This is a genomic window from Jiulongibacter sp. NS-SX5 (assembly GCF_052828545.1).
Genome location: NZ_CM128248.1, coordinates 3,441,182 through 3,454,637 on the forward strand (window position 1 = coordinate 3,441,182; position 13,456 = coordinate 3,454,637).

11 protein-coding genes are annotated in these 13,456 nt (G+C 39.3%); 7 read left to right on the forward strand and 4 right to left on the reverse strand.

Annotation, left to right across the window (positions count from 1 at the left end):
- Window positions 1-455: 455 nt before the first annotated feature.
- The 5 genes from ACUXV0_RS15145 (at window position 456) to ACUXV0_RS15165 (ending at window position 3,888) form a co-directional block, all read left to right on the forward strand.
- Window positions 456-1,292, forward strand: coding sequence for a CvfB family protein (locus tag ACUXV0_RS15145; RefSeq protein WP_446190412.1), 837 nt, complete (start codon window positions 456-458; stop codon window positions 1,290-1,292).
- 106 nt (window positions 1,293-1,398) lie between these two features.
- Complete coding sequence (locus ACUXV0_RS15150) at window positions 1,399-1,731, forward strand: PadR family transcriptional regulator (protein ID WP_446190413.1); 333 nt, start codon at window positions 1,399-1,401, stop codon at window positions 1,729-1,731.
- The gene (locus ACUXV0_RS15155; protein ID WP_446190414.1) at window positions 1,728-2,495 is read left to right on the forward strand and encodes a hypothetical protein; all 768 of its coding nucleotides are present in this window, start codon (window positions 1,728-1,730) and stop codon (window positions 2,493-2,495) included. The genes ACUXV0_RS15150 and ACUXV0_RS15155 overlap by 4 nt, the downstream gene beginning before the upstream one ends.
- A complete protein-coding gene (locus ACUXV0_RS15160; protein ID WP_446190415.1) occupies window positions 2,492-3,226 on the forward strand; it encodes a hypothetical protein in 735 nt (244 codons plus the stop codon). Before ACUXV0_RS15155 ends, ACUXV0_RS15160 begins: the two co-directional genes overlap by 4 nt.
- Window positions 3,223-3,888 carry a hypothetical protein gene (locus tag ACUXV0_RS15165; protein WP_446190416.1) on the forward strand — a complete coding sequence of 222 codons (666 nt, stop codon included), beginning with the start codon at window positions 3,223-3,225 and terminating at the stop codon, window positions 3,886-3,888. Before ACUXV0_RS15160 ends, ACUXV0_RS15165 begins: the two co-directional genes overlap by 4 nt.
- 130 nt (window positions 3,889-4,018) lie before the next feature.
- Here the strand turns inward: ACUXV0_RS15165 and ACUXV0_RS15170 are convergent, their stop codons facing one another.
- Window positions 4,019-4,966, reverse strand: coding sequence for an MlaD family protein (locus ACUXV0_RS15170; protein ID WP_446190417.1), 948 nt, complete (start codon window positions 4,964-4,966; stop codon window positions 4,019-4,021).
- A 47-nt stretch (window positions 4,967-5,013) separates the two neighbouring features.
- A complete protein-coding gene (locus tag ACUXV0_RS15175; RefSeq protein WP_446190418.1) occupies window positions 5,014-5,796 on the reverse strand; it encodes an N-acetylmuramoyl-L-alanine amidase family protein in 783 nt (260 codons plus the stop codon).
- Between the two features lie 92 nt (window positions 5,797-5,888).
- Here ACUXV0_RS15175 and ACUXV0_RS15180 point away from each other — a divergent pair, with 92 nt between their 5' ends.
- A complete protein-coding gene (locus ACUXV0_RS15180; protein WP_446190419.1) occupies window positions 5,889-8,912 on the forward strand; it encodes a putative LPS assembly protein LptD in 3,024 nt (1,007 codons plus the stop codon).
- Window positions 8,913-8,914: 2 nt separating this feature from the next.
- Here the strand turns inward: ACUXV0_RS15180 and ACUXV0_RS15185 are convergent, their stop codons facing one another.
- Window positions 8,915-9,832 carry a PfkB family carbohydrate kinase gene (locus ACUXV0_RS15185; protein ID WP_446190420.1) on the reverse strand — a complete coding sequence of 306 codons (918 nt, stop codon included), beginning with the start codon at window positions 9,830-9,832 and terminating at the stop codon, window positions 8,915-8,917.
- A 221-nt stretch (window positions 9,833-10,053) separates the two neighbouring features.
- On the opposite strand from ACUXV0_RS15185, the gene ACUXV0_RS15190 reads away from it, so the two are divergent.
- The gene (locus tag ACUXV0_RS15190; protein ID WP_446190421.1) at window positions 10,054-11,565 is read left to right on the forward strand and encodes a hypothetical protein; all 1,512 of its coding nucleotides are present in this window, start codon (window positions 10,054-10,056) and stop codon (window positions 11,563-11,565) included.
- Window positions 11,566-11,644: 79 nt separating this feature from the next.
- Here ACUXV0_RS15190 and argH read toward each other — a convergent pair whose 3' ends face one another.
- The gene (gene argH / locus ACUXV0_RS15195; protein WP_446190422.1) at window positions 11,645-12,991 is read right to left on the reverse strand and encodes an argininosuccinate lyase; all 1,347 of its coding nucleotides are present in this window, start codon (window positions 12,989-12,991) and stop codon (window positions 11,645-11,647) included.
- Between the last annotated feature and the right edge of the window lie 465 nt (window positions 12,992-13,456).

Below are 13,456 nucleotides of genomic sequence, written 5' to 3' on the forward strand. Positions count from 1 at the left end.
CCGACCGCTCGGTTTGTCAGATTACCAGTGACGGAGAAATGCTTGAAAGGGAATTAGAATAAAATGAGTCTTTGAAGACTTCCTTTTTAACTGTTAATTTTAAATAGGTACTGTAATTCACTTGTTTATCGGTATGTCACTAATGAATGACAGCCGATAAAACTTTCGCTTATTGCGGTCGGGAGGCGAAGGTTTTTGTCTGCTGATTCTGTGTTTCTTAAAAACACGATTCAAGTGTACTGCCTTTGATAAAATGTGCCAAATAAATTATTGTATAATTTTTAAAAAACCTTAAAAAAGACTGCAAAAGGAAATGAATTCTAGGAAAAACACAATAGAAAACATTATTTGGCAAAATAATAGTTTGTATAAAACAAAATACTGTCAATGGCTCATATGGCAGTGATACGCATAAAATGGCCTGCTCTTCATACCTTTGTTCAAATATTTGAAATATGCTAAAGGTAGGAGAGCTCAATAAACTAAAAGTGCTAAGAGGTACATCTGTAGGTTATTATCTTGGAGATGATGAAGGTAACGATGTGCTGCTGCCTCATAAATACATTCCTGAGGATGCGGAAGTAGGCCATGAGATTGAGGTCTTTCTTTATAGAGATTCAGAGGATAGGATCATTGCCACAAACCTGGAACCACTCATAAAGCTCAATAAATTTGCCTGCTTAGAGGTAATGGCCGTGACCAGGTTTGGGGCTTTTCTAGATTGGGGGTTGGAAAAAGAGCTGCTAGTGCCATTTAAAGAGCAAAATCAAAAACTGAAAACGGGAGACTGGGCTATAGTTTATTTGTATCTCGATGACGAGACCGATCGTCTGGTAGCTTCTGCCCGTGTAAATCGATATCTGGAAACCGAAGAGATTAATTTGGAAGAAGGAGAGGAGGTAGAGATTCTGCCATACGAGAAATCGGATTTGGGCCAAAATGTCATTGTGAATGACCTTTACAGAGGCTTGGTCTATCAAAATGAAATCTTCAAACCGCTGAATTGGGGTGACCGTACTAAGGCATATGTCAAAAAAGTAAGAGAAGATGGTAAACTCGACATTTCTTTAAGACCGCTAGGTTTTGAAAATGTTATAGAATCTGATACCGAAAAAATACTACGACTACTGAAAGAAGCAGATGGTGTGCTTCCTTATTCTGATAAGTCTGCTCCGCAAGATATCATGGGGTATTTTGAAATGAGCAAAAAAGCCTTCAAAAGAGCCATAGGTGGACTCTACAAGCAAAAACTCATTCTGATTGATTCAGAGGAAATTAAGCTGGTAGAGTGAGTCTTACGTGAATAAACTCTTCTGATTTATCCTTCTATCCACTATACCTAAGATTTTGATGTATAAGAAAATGATGTATATATTTGTATACATAAGTTTCTAATGCATGAATAAGCACATTAAGGGGAGTCTGAGTACGATAGTTTTGAAATTGCTGCATGATAATGGCCGTATGTACGGCTATGAGATCACCCAAAAGGTCAAAGAGCTCACCAAAGACGAGATTCAAATTACCGAAGGGGCTCTTTATCCTATTCTTCATAAACTGGAAGCTGAGGAGGTGCTCACCGCCGAAACCGAACGTGTAGATGGCCGTATAAGAAAATACTATAAAATTACGCCGAAGGGAAATGCTGCCGCTGTTGACAGAATAGCGGAACTGCGAGCCTTTGCCGAGAATTTGAATATTTTACTCAATCCCAAACTTGGAAACGCATGAATCTTACCGCACAACAAATAGATAAAATCAAAGAATTTCTGGACAGCCAGCATCTAAACTTTCAGGAGTTTTATGATGAAATGCTGGATCATTTGATTCTGGAGACTGAAGCTAGAATGTCCTCTGATCACCTTGATTTTAATTCTACAATTCTGAAGGTGTTAGATGAATTCAAATTAGAGTCTATTCGATTATTTGATTTCTTAGGTATAGGATATGAGCGTTTTAGCTTTAACAAATTGGAACGCAGTAGCTTTCGCAGGAAGATGCATGAAGTGAGATATAGATTGGTGTCTCAGTTGATAAAGAATATTAGTAGTCCATATTTTCTACTCCCACTTTTCATTTTGTTAATTGTTTTAGTTCAATTCCACGATGTAGCGGAGTACGGAATATTAATATTCAAAGAAAGGTCCATTCCTCTTTTTCAGAATTACTGGATCAAAATGGTTTTTATTTTGTTCGTCTCAAATTTTTGTACCCAGTGGTTTGAAATAAAGCCATTTAGACTAATCGGCTTTAATCAGTCAAGGTCTGGTATTTTCACTGGAGACCGTAAATCGAGAAGGACGATGGCAATCAATTCAAGTTTAAAAACACTTGTATTTGCTATTGGTTGTTCCGGCTTGACTTTTCTTGGATTTTTATTTCTGCCGGTCCTTTCAATTGAAATATATCTGAGCTGTTTGGTGATCAATATTCTGCTCTTTGTAACGAGCTTTCAGATTTTAATTTCTGAAAAGAATAAACTCAAAACCACATGAAACTAACACCCGCACAACTAGAAGAAGTAGAATCCTTAGTTCAAGCTCAAAATCTCAAGTTCAAAGATTTTGAGGCTGAGATGGTTGACCATGTATGTACGGCTATTGAGCAAATGGAAGAGTCGGCAATTGACTTTAATTATGAAATCAATCGTATCGTTTACTCCTTTGATGAGCACTTTGAAGAAGTAAAAGGAATCTGGCAATCCGGGAAATTTTATACAGGAATGCGTGCTGTAGAGCAGCGGCATTTTGCAGTGTCTCAAAAGCGAATTTTAAGACTCCTTATTTCGTCTCTGAAGAGTCAATTGTTAAGTTGGAAGGTGTTAATATGGATGTCCTTGTTTTATCTTTTGACTTTTGTTCATCACCCTTATTCATGGTCTACATTTGACTCTTTTTCTGAGGGTTTTTTAGAAGGTATTATTTTAAGTGCGTGTTTCTTTTTAGTTGCTTTTCTTTTTTCGAATGAAACGTTTTATGATCCCGAGACAGATAGTATTTGGAAATATTTCCCGAGAATATACAAGAGGTTTTTCAGGCCTAAATCAGTAACTGCTCATTCTTTGGTAAGAGTTATTTTAATTCCTGTTTTGATCTTCTTGGTTTTCGTTGAACTAAACTATTTCTTGACATTGCCGCAGATCGTAAATACTGCCTTTGTGTGGTTCTTGTTGCTGGTTACATGGTGCACTTTTGAAGTATATCAAACAAAAATTTTAAAAGGATGAAACTCAACGAAACCCAAATACAAGACCTGTTTCACTTTACTGAACGTCATTATGTAGAGCACTATGATGTGCAGGTGGAGATTGTTGACCACCTGGCTTCAGCCATTGAAGAGCGTTTAGAAAAGAACCCTAATCAGGTTTATGAGCAGGTGCTTGATGATGTTTACCAAAGTTTTGGCCCAATGGGTTTGTCCGGTTTTGTAGATTCTATGGAAAAGAGGGTTTATGAAAGAGGTAGGAGAGAGGCACTCAAAGAGTTTAAGTCTTTCTTTACTATCCCTAAAATATTTCTAACATTGATTTTGTTTGTTGCTACATGTTTTTTTGTTGATATCATGCCCTCTAGCATTTATGTGCCATCACTTTTGGTGATTGTTGTTTCTACTGCGGCGATAATGTTAACTGTTTATTTTTTGAGGAAAAGAAGAATTATAAAACCTTTTATATCATGGCAAAAGGTCCTAAAGAATAATTACGTTGGCGTTTGGCTAGTTGTTTTTAATTTCGGATTTAATCAAAATTCAATGGATATTTTTCCAGGCTTTAACTATTTGTTTGCCATAGGTTCCGTGGCCTTTGTTATTTCGTCAATTGCCGATTATCAGGTAATGGAAAAGACATTTACGAATCTAAGAAAGCAATACCCTGAAGCCTTTGCCTAATTCAGGAGTAATAAGCTTACATAGTCCTGTGGAATTTCCTTGTTTTCTGTATTGAAAAGCTAAGGAAGTTGATTCGGCGTTATCCTTAAAAAATACTTTTAAGAACTTTGGAATTCTGGCTTCCAAGCTTCTACTTCTTCTTATCGCTCTTGTCTTTGCCGCCAAATAAGGAGAAATGAACATATCTTCTTGGATTGGTCTTCATATCAGATAGAAGTGCTTCCAATGAAGCAGCAGTATGATCCAGATTGGTGTAAAGTGAATCATCAGAGGTTAATTTGCCTAGTGTGCCTTGTCCATTATTGACATCACTCAAAACCTTCTGTAGTCCAGCAATAGTACTATTTAGATTATTCACTGTTTGCTCCAGTTCAAGTGCATTCAGGTTTTGAGTGAACTGACCTGTCTGAGTCATGATAGGAGTCATTTGTGAATCCAGCGAAACGGTAAGTGTGTTGAGATTGTCTGTAAGTTCAGCAGCATTTGTTGTAATCTTTGAAAGGCTCACCTGATTTTTGGCTAGAACAGCATTTACGCCATTCGTGGTTTGATTGGCTGAAGCCATCAAAGCCTTTAAAGCGTAGCCTGTTTGGTCAAATTGCTTAACTACCTTGTTGAGGTTGGTAACCAATGAATCGACATGAGAGAGGGCCGGAGTAATCTCCTGAATGGCGGCATCTGCCAGACCGAGTTCTATTTCGCCAATGATCTCTTCTCCTTGTTTTAGCTCATTTCCAGGTTTAATATCCAGCTTAATAAGCTTACCACCAATCAAACCGTCGTCCGCCAGTAAGGCTATGGATTGATCTGTGATCTTGATTTTCTTTTTTACAGCAAGTGTAACGTCAATCTGATCGTTCTCCTGATCAGTTTCCATTGACATTACTCTGCCCACATTTACGCCTTTGTAGGTAACGGCATTGGAGACTTGTAGGCCGTTAACGTCATTAAAGACAACTTTGTATTCATTCTCAGTGGAGAAAATATCTAATCCTTTCAGGAAATTAAAGCCGATGTAGAGCACCGCCAATGAAATGATCCCTAATAAACCAACCTTCGCTTCTTTGTTTATTTTCATATGTGCTTAAAGTGTTCCAGCTTCTTCTTTGGTACAAATATAGTGCCTTATTGGTTCTGTTCTACATCATTCTTGTAGGATCTGAAGGCCTGATAAATAGCTTCAGCCTTCCTGGTTCTTCCGGTTTCACTGGCTAAAACCCGAGCATCGCTAGGGTTTGACAAGTAGCCCGTTTCTATAAGTACGCTAGGCATGGTGGTTTCCCAGATCACCAAAAAACCGGCCTGCTTTACACCTCTAGATTTGTAACCCTGATGCCTGAATTGACTCTCTACCCGAGAAGCAAAATCCATACTTTGGTTCATAAATGCAGACTGGTAATTGGCCAGCATGATATGAGCAAGGGGAGAATTGGGATTGAAGCCTTTATAAGATTTCTGATAATTGTCCTCCATGAGAATAACATTATTCTCTCTTTTGGCCAGATTTAAATTGGCCTCCGTTTTATGAAGTCCCATAATGTAAGTTTCTGTACCACTGGCGTTTGGGGTGGTGTGTGCATTGCAATGGATACTGATAAACAAATCAGCCTTGTTTCTGTTGGCAATGGCCGCTCGCTCGTTCAAAGGAATAAAAACATCTGAATTTCTGGTGTAGATGACTTCTACATCCTTCATTTCCTTTTTGATTTTATCACCAAGCTTCAAGGCTATGTCCAGAGCATACCTTTTTTCTTTACCGCCACCTGTGCCCGGGTCTTTACCACCATGGCCGGCATCTATCACGACTTTTTTAACTTGATTTAATGGGCGGCTATCCCAAGTGCAGAAAGAAAACAAGATCATGGCCAAGGCCACAGCCATTACGGGTATTTTTTTTGAGGAAAGCATAGCAAATTAGGTTTCTTTAACACGATAATTTAAAGCACGTTTCGTTTGTCAAGAGTAGTTTTAAGCTACTTTTGTACCCAAATTTACGTTTTTTGATTCTAAAGGAAAAGTTACGGAATATTCTTAACGACTTCATAACAAGAAAACTGCATAAAACTGTAGCTTTTTCTGTTCTGTTGTTCCTTTTGCCTTTGTGGTCAATACAGCTGCACGCCCAAGGTCGCCTTGGTAATTTTAAAACGTCCACTGGCAGAGGTACGGCTTCATCTTCTCAACCGATCAAAAGAGATACCGTAGTCTCGGTTATTCCAGATTCTCTTGTGAGTGCAGAAAATGATCTGGAGACCACAGTGGAGTATTCAGCAGAGGATTCCACAATCATGGATGTTGACGGGAAAACGGTTTACCTCTATGGAAATGCACAGGTAGACTATGGCGATATCTCGCTTACTGCAGACTATATTCAGCTCAGCTGGGGCAATAGTGAGGTTTTTGCTCATGGATTACCGGATACCACCATTCAGGTAGGGGAGCAGGTAAGTGGAAAGCCCATCTTTAAGCAAGGAGCCGATAGCTATAATACAGACACCATTCGTTATAATTTTAGGTCCAGAAAGGCCATTATCAAGCACATTGTGACTCAGGAAGGTGATGGGATCATTCAGGGAGACAAAGTTAAAAAGGACTCCATTGATAATTTGTACTTGGTAGACGCCAAATACACCACCTGTGATCTTAAAGAACCTCACTTTCATATTGCTTCCAGAAAAATTAAGCTGGTCAATAAGAAATCTGTCATTTCGGGGCCTTTTAATTTTGTGTTAGCAGGGGTCCCTTTGCCAGTTGGCTTACCTTTTGGTTTCTTTCCTGTACCAAAGAAAAAGGAGATTGGAACATCGGGCTTTATCATGGGTACCTATGGTGAAGAGCCGGGAAACCGCGGTTTTTATTTCCGAGACTTTGGCTACTACCATGCGTTCAATGAATATATTGGAGCAAAAGTTTTGGCACAGATTTACTCCAAAGGAAGCTGGGGGCTCGGAGTGCAGTCGCAATACACAAAACGCTATAAATACACCGGGAATCTCAACCTTCAATTCAATTATAATAAGCCGGTAGATGAGTTTTCTCTCAATGGGATTTCTCGGGACTTTAATATCTCCTGGAGTCATTCTCCTCAGAATAAGCGACCGGATAGAAGCTTCTCCGCCAATGTAAACCTGGTTAGTAATAGTTTTAATCAGAATAATGTCAGGCTTGATGCTGTAAATCAGTATACCAATAACACCTTCGGATCGGGGGTGCAGTATAGCCGAAATTTCGGTTCTATTTTGAGAACAAGTACAGCTTTGAATATCAACCAAAACGTTTCTACCGAGGTTTTGAACGGTGGTTTGACATACAGTATTGGTTTAAACCAGTTTAACCCTTTTGTAAAGGAGAAAAACAAAACCGGAAGATGGTTTGAGTCTTTCAGAGTTGGTCTGGATGTAAGAGGGGGCTATTCTTTTACTAATGTTTTAAGTACACAGTCTACTACATATTTCGACTATAATATCGCTGGCTATGATAACGACCCTCTCACGGTAGAAGAAGAAAACAGGATTCTGGAGCTGCAAAACTTATTAAGTTCACTTTTAATTTCTGATGAAGAAAGGGCATCATATCAGGCTGAGCTAAAGCAACTGACAAACCCTACGGCTACCGGATTAGGGAATATTCTTGGTAATGGAGAATTTACGAACTCATACTCTGTTCCTATTGCTCTGCCAAACATTAAATTGTTTAAGCATATAAACATCACCCCCAGTGTTTCTTACCGAGGTGATTTTTTCAGTCGAGAGCTGAACTACACCTTTGCTAATCCTGAGTCATCGCAAAAATACACCCTGGAAAGCGGTAAAGTGGTTACCGTGTCAGTAGATAATTCTCTTGATGGTATTGAATATAATTATAACGATAATGGAGACCTATCGGTGACTCTAAATGAGAATAGCGGAGGGGTAGTCTTGATTGATACTTTGAACAGACCGGCATTCGGGCAGAGATATTCTTTCGGTACATCAATGAACACCCGGGTATACGGAACGTATAGATTCAAGTCAGGCCGAAGAGTGTCTGCTATTCGACATACCATAGCTCCTTCCATTAGTCTGAGTTATACACCTGACCTAGACGGTCAATATGCTCAGAATACGGTTGTAAGACAAAGTGCTGACGGTACCACCACTTCGAGATATTTGCCACGATTTATCAATGGCTCTACTACCAACCAATCTGCCGCAGGTAATATCGGTTTTTCATTGACCAATAACCTGGAGGCAAAGGTTAGAAGCAAGTCTGATACCTCAGAAACGGAGTATGAGAAAATCTCACTACTTGATAACTTTGGAATTAGTACCAGTTATAATATGCTGGCTGACAAAAATCTCGGAGAGTTTGGTTTGGCACCATTAAGTTTTAATGCCAATACCAACATTTTTAAGGACTTGATTAGAGTGAATGCCGGAGGTACTTTAGATCCCTATGCATATGAGTTAGATGACCAAATCACCAGCAATAAGGCCGGTGTGAAAACAACTGATTTTAAGTGGACTAAAGATGGCTATTCCGGAGATTATTTGTCCCAGTTTAGGCTTGCTCTTTCTACCAGGCTCTCACCAAAAAGTTTTCAAAAAGAAGAACCAAAGAAGGAGTCAGATGACCCTGCTAGAGATGCCATGGAAGCGTTTGTAAGAGCTAATCCAATGGCTTATGTCGATTTCAGTATTCCCTGGTCTATTAACTTAAGCTACTCGCTCAACTACTCTAAACAGGGTTTTGCCGATGCAAGGGTAACACAGGCTATTCAGATGACAGGTGATTTAAGCATAACGCCGAAATGGAAGGTAACTTACAGTACAGGGTGGGACTTTGTCACCAAGGCGGTTACGCTGACCAATATCGGTATGATGCGTGAACTTCACTGCTGGGATATGAGCTTTAACTGGACCCCAATTGCAGGTAACACAAGCAGGGCAAGTAATTATAGCTTTGACCTAAGAGTTAGATCCTCCTTACTATCTGACTTGAAGATCAGCAGAAGGAGGATCTATTATGATAGAGGAGGTTTTTAAACTTAGCTCAGTTCAAAACTAGCAAGCTGCACAAACTCCATAACTCGGTTGTCTATTTCTTCTGCCGTAAGGTTTTGGATTCTTTCTGTTCCAAACTTCTCTACACAGAAGGACGCCATTGCAGAGCCAAAAATGATGGCTCTCTTCATGTTATCAAAAGATGTGTCATTGGTTTTGGCTAGATAGCCTACGAAACCTCCGGCGAAGGTATCACCAGCCCCGGTCGGGTCAAATACATCTTCTAACGGAAGGGCAGGGCAGAAAAATATTTTGTCTTCCTGGAAAAGTAAGGCACCATGTTCACCTTTTTTGATAATTAAGGTTGATGGACCCATTTTCATGATGACTTTGGCCGCTTTTCTCAAAGAATACTCTCCTGAAAGCTGGCGAGCTTCAGAGTCATTGATAGTCAAACAGTCAATCTCAGCAATGACGGCTTTCAAGTCATCCATAGATACATCCATCCACAGGTTCATTGTATCCAGAATTACAAACTTGGGGCGATTGTGGAATTTTTTCAATGTAGCATGCTGAACAGCGGGTACCATATTCCCCAACATGAGGAATTCGCAATCCTGATACTTCTCCGGAATCACCGGTTCGTATCCATCAAGCACATTTAGTTGCGTTTCTATGGTGTCTCTGGAGTTCATATCGTTATGATATCTTCCCCACCAGAAAAAAGTCTTGCCGTTTTCATCCACTTCAAGTCCTTCGGTGTCAACACCATGGTCGTTTAAAGATTTGATCATTTCCTTAGGGAAATCGCCCCCTACTATACCTACAAGGTTGTTTTCTTTCGTGAAATACGAAGCAGCTAGAGTAATGTATGTTGCTGCTCCGCCAATGATCTTATCGGTTTTACCGAATGGCGTCTCCAGTTTGTCAAATGCTACTGATCCTACAGTTAAAAGGCTCATGAAGTTGGTTTTTATGGTAATAATTGCGGCAAAAATAGCAGGAAATATTGAAGTGTCCTTAAAGGGCTTGTACTCGCTGTGGAATGATTTTTATTTTAGTATGGCAGAACTATCATCTATGTACGTCTGAAATGAATCAGATTTACAATGGGAAATATGTAATTGTATAGTTCTTTATTGTATTTTTACCCATCTTAATTATAACTCAAGAACATTTTCAGATGAAAAAGTCTTTATTTTTAATAGGCACGCTAATCACCGTATTGACTTTTGCCTTTACCACACAAGCTCAGGGGCCTGTTCCTTGTGTTGAAACCTTAAACTCATTTTTTCATGAGGAGGTAGTAACCACCATGCCTGAAGGAGCTAAGCCAAAGATATTAAACAGACTAGGTACTAATCCACAGTTTGGGAGAATCAGAAGACATACGGCAGCTTCTGCATATTCGCATTTAAAAGGAGTGAAGAAAAGAAGCAGAAGAAACGGCAGGGAGCTGGATCGTTTACTTCAGACCCTTGGCTACTCTGGGATTGAAGATCCTGAATTTGGTGCAGATGATATTACTCCGGTGATAGTTTCTGCCGGTGAAGTAGGATGGATGGGTTCTGGAAGCGATAAGTATTTCAAAGCTCAGTTTGGTAAAGACTTTGAGGGTTTCAAAATCTTTGTGAAAGAAGGCCCATGTTTCATCTACATTATGAAAACCTGTGGTAATATCTTTTATGTAGATCCTCCGTCTTGTGAAGATGGATATCCTTGTCCTGAGTGTTTGAATGCTTCTGCATTTACAGGGGCTAAGAATCCTTTCTGTGAGTGTACGCCTTGTCCTGAATGTCAGGAGACTTTAGATCAGACCATCAATGTTTCTGGAGCAGGTGAAATTAAGAGTGGTGATAGAATTCTTGGTGAAAAAGAAGTTATGCTAGCTGCTACTTATGGTGGTGAAACTATTTGTATCGGTTCTCAAACTATTCCTGTTAACGTTGTTTACGAATATCTGGCAAATGGTTCTGCTTCAGCTTCTGAGGTAGTGACTGTAGATAATCAAGATGGAAACGCTCAGTCATCACTTGATATGAAGATTCCTGTTAATCTTGATTTCGATGTTACTGAGTCTCAAACAACTTACGGTGATAACGGAATGGTGGTGATGGATGTTACTGCTAAGAGATTCGCAGCTCTAAAGAAGTTCTACGGAGCATGCCCGGCAGATATTTCTGGTACTGCCATGGAAACTATCGCGGAAAAAACGATGGACGTAGCGGATGCAGCAGTAAGTAATGAAGCCGGCGATGGTAAGGCAGGATTGAAAAAGCAAACGTTGATTTTTGCGGGTCAAACGGCCAGCAGTGAGATTGTAAGTAAAGAATATTCTACTACAATGACCGTAATTGCTCACTCTACTAAAACAGGTAAGCTTTCAAACGGTGAGTCGGCTGAAAGATATCTTTGTCTAGGACAATATCTTGTTCCAGGAGCCTCAGCAATGCAATACACATTAACAGGTACAAGCAACCTGACTACAGCCGTAGAAGTATGTGATGCAGAAGGGGATGAGCCATCTACTAAGAATATTGCTTTGCCAATAGACCTTGATGCTTCGTTTACTAAACAAGAAATGAAGGCTGGTCATGATGGTAAGATCTACATCGACGTAACAGAGAAACAATTCAAGAAACTTGCAAAGAGATTCTCAAGATGTTGTTCAAATGGTGACAGTTCTTGTTACTAGAGTTTCAATAGATACTAAAGAAAAAGGGCAGCGAAAGCTGCCCTTTTTTTATTACATTCTAATAAAGTTTGTCGCCCATTTAGCCAAGGCTTTCTTTGAGTTTCGCGAATGCTGTATGAGTTTTCTCAAAGTTAAATTGAGCAATCATCTGCTTCATGTTTTCTGAGAGTTGCTCATTACAGAGGTTGCCAATGCTGCCTTCTAAAGTATGATTTAGGTCTCGGTTAGGAGTGAAATTACCATCATTGATGCTTTCTCCTACCTCTTTATAGGCATCTCTGAAGGTTTTGCCATTTTGAACCATTTCATTGACATTCTCTACACTAAACAGGAGGTCATATTTCTTATCTTCAAGAAGGTTCTCTTTTACTTTGACTTTGTCAATCATGAAAATGCAGATTTCAAGACAGTCTCTGAAATTATCAAATGCCGGTACAATCAACTCTTTCAATAACTGAAGCTCTCTGTGGTAGCCACTGGGCAGGTTCCCTAAAAGAGAACTTACCTGAGTTGGCAAGGTTTTGAGAAGATTGGTTTTGCCACGAAGTATTTCTGCTACGTCAGGGTTTTTCTTATGAGGCATAATGCTACTGCCTGTGGTGATTTCCTCAGGTAGAATTAAAAAGCCGAAATTCTGACTGTTGTACAGACAGACATCCATTGCCAGCCTGTTTAGGGTATTGGCAAGATTGCTCAGAGCAGAAGAGACCACATATTCCATCTTACCTCTGGTCATCTGAGCATAAACTACATTATAGTTAAGGTCATCAAATCCCAAAAGCTGGGTAGTCATGGTTCTATTTAGAGGAAAAGAAGAGCCATAACCAGCACCGCTACCTAAAGGGTTTTTATTGACAACCTTGTAGGCAGAATGTAAGATGGTGAGGTCATCAATCAAGGATTCAGCGTATGCACCAAACCAGAGCCCAAATGAGGACGGCATGGCTATCTGTAAGTGAGTGTATCCCGGTAAAAGGTGTTCTTTATAGGCTTCGCTTTTCTCAATGAGCTTCTCGAATAACTCAGAAATTAGCATTGTGATGCTTTCTATTTGCCCTCTGAGATACATTTTAAGGTCTACTAAAACCTGATCGTTTCTAGATCTTCCTGAATGTATTTTCTTACCCGCGTCTCCAATTCTTTGTGTAAGTATAAATTCTACTTGTGAGTGGACATCTTCAACGTTGTCTTCAATTACAAAGTCACCGGCTTCTATTTCATTTATAATTTCCGAACAGGCAGTTTTTATTTTTTTTAAGTCTTTTTCACTTAATAGGCCTATGGTTTCAAGCATTGTGGCGTGTGCAATTGAACCATATACGTCGTACAGTGCTAAATGTATATCTAGTTCTCTATCAAGGCCTACCGTGAAGTTTTCAATATTTTCAAGGACTTTTTTGCTATTGTCTTTTGCCCAAAGTTTCACAGGATAATTGTATTTTTAGTGCTCCGCAAAGAAACGAACTTTGTGACCATTAGTGAAAGAATCGTCTAATAATCGAAAGCTTTAACGCCAATGCAAACGATTGTTTAGCACGGTTTTTGCAACTATATAACGTGAATCTTGGATGTAGATACTTCACTACTCTGATCTGTTATTTTTGAAATATATAGTTAACAGATAATCAGAGACTTAGTATAGCCATTCGATTAAAAAACATCGTGCATTCCTAAGTTTGGCATAGTTTTTAATAGGTCGTTGACCTTTAAAATATGCTGTATTTAGGGCTCACGATGTTTTTTTTTATTGACCATGAGAAAAAAAGTTAACAAAAAGTAAAAATTTATCTGGCAAGCCAGGGTAGAGCCTTTGAAACAGAATTACTACTACTTGAAACTGAGTGAATCTATAGGAACTATCCTGTTTAGTTAAGAAACTACTATTACAGGA

Excerpts from the sequence above, each read along its gene's own strand:
- ACUXV0_RS15145 (WP_446190412.1), top strand. The coding sequence starts at position 456 with ATGCTAAAGGTAGGAGAGCTCAATAAACTAAAAGTGCTAAGAGGTACA.
- ACUXV0_RS15150 (WP_446190413.1), top strand. The coding sequence starts at position 1,399 with ATGAATAAGCACATTAAGGGGAGTCTGAGTACGATAGTTTTGAAATTG.
- ACUXV0_RS15155 (WP_446190414.1), top strand. The coding sequence starts at position 1,728 with ATGAATCTTACCGCACAACAAATAGATAAAATCAAAGAATTTCTGGAC.
- ACUXV0_RS15160 (WP_446190415.1), top strand. The coding sequence starts at position 2,492 with ATGAAACTAACACCCGCACAACTAGAAGAAGTAGAATCCTTAGTTCAA.
- ACUXV0_RS15165 (WP_446190416.1), top strand. The coding sequence starts at position 3,223 with ATGAAACTCAACGAAACCCAAATACAAGACCTGTTTCACTTTACTGAA.
- ACUXV0_RS15170 (WP_446190417.1), bottom strand. The coding sequence starts at position 4,966 with ATGAAAATAAACAAAGAAGCGAAGGTTGGTTTATTAGGGATCATTTCA.
- ACUXV0_RS15175 (WP_446190418.1), bottom strand. The coding sequence starts at position 5,796 with ATGCTTTCCTCAAAAAAAATACCCGTAATGGCTGTGGCCTTGGCCATG.
- ACUXV0_RS15185 (WP_446190420.1), bottom strand. The coding sequence starts at position 9,832 with ATGAGCCTTTTAACTGTAGGATCAGTAGCATTTGACAAACTGGAGACG.
- ACUXV0_RS15190 (WP_446190421.1), top strand. The coding sequence starts at position 10,054 with ATGAAAAAGTCTTTATTTTTAATAGGCACGCTAATCACCGTATTGACT.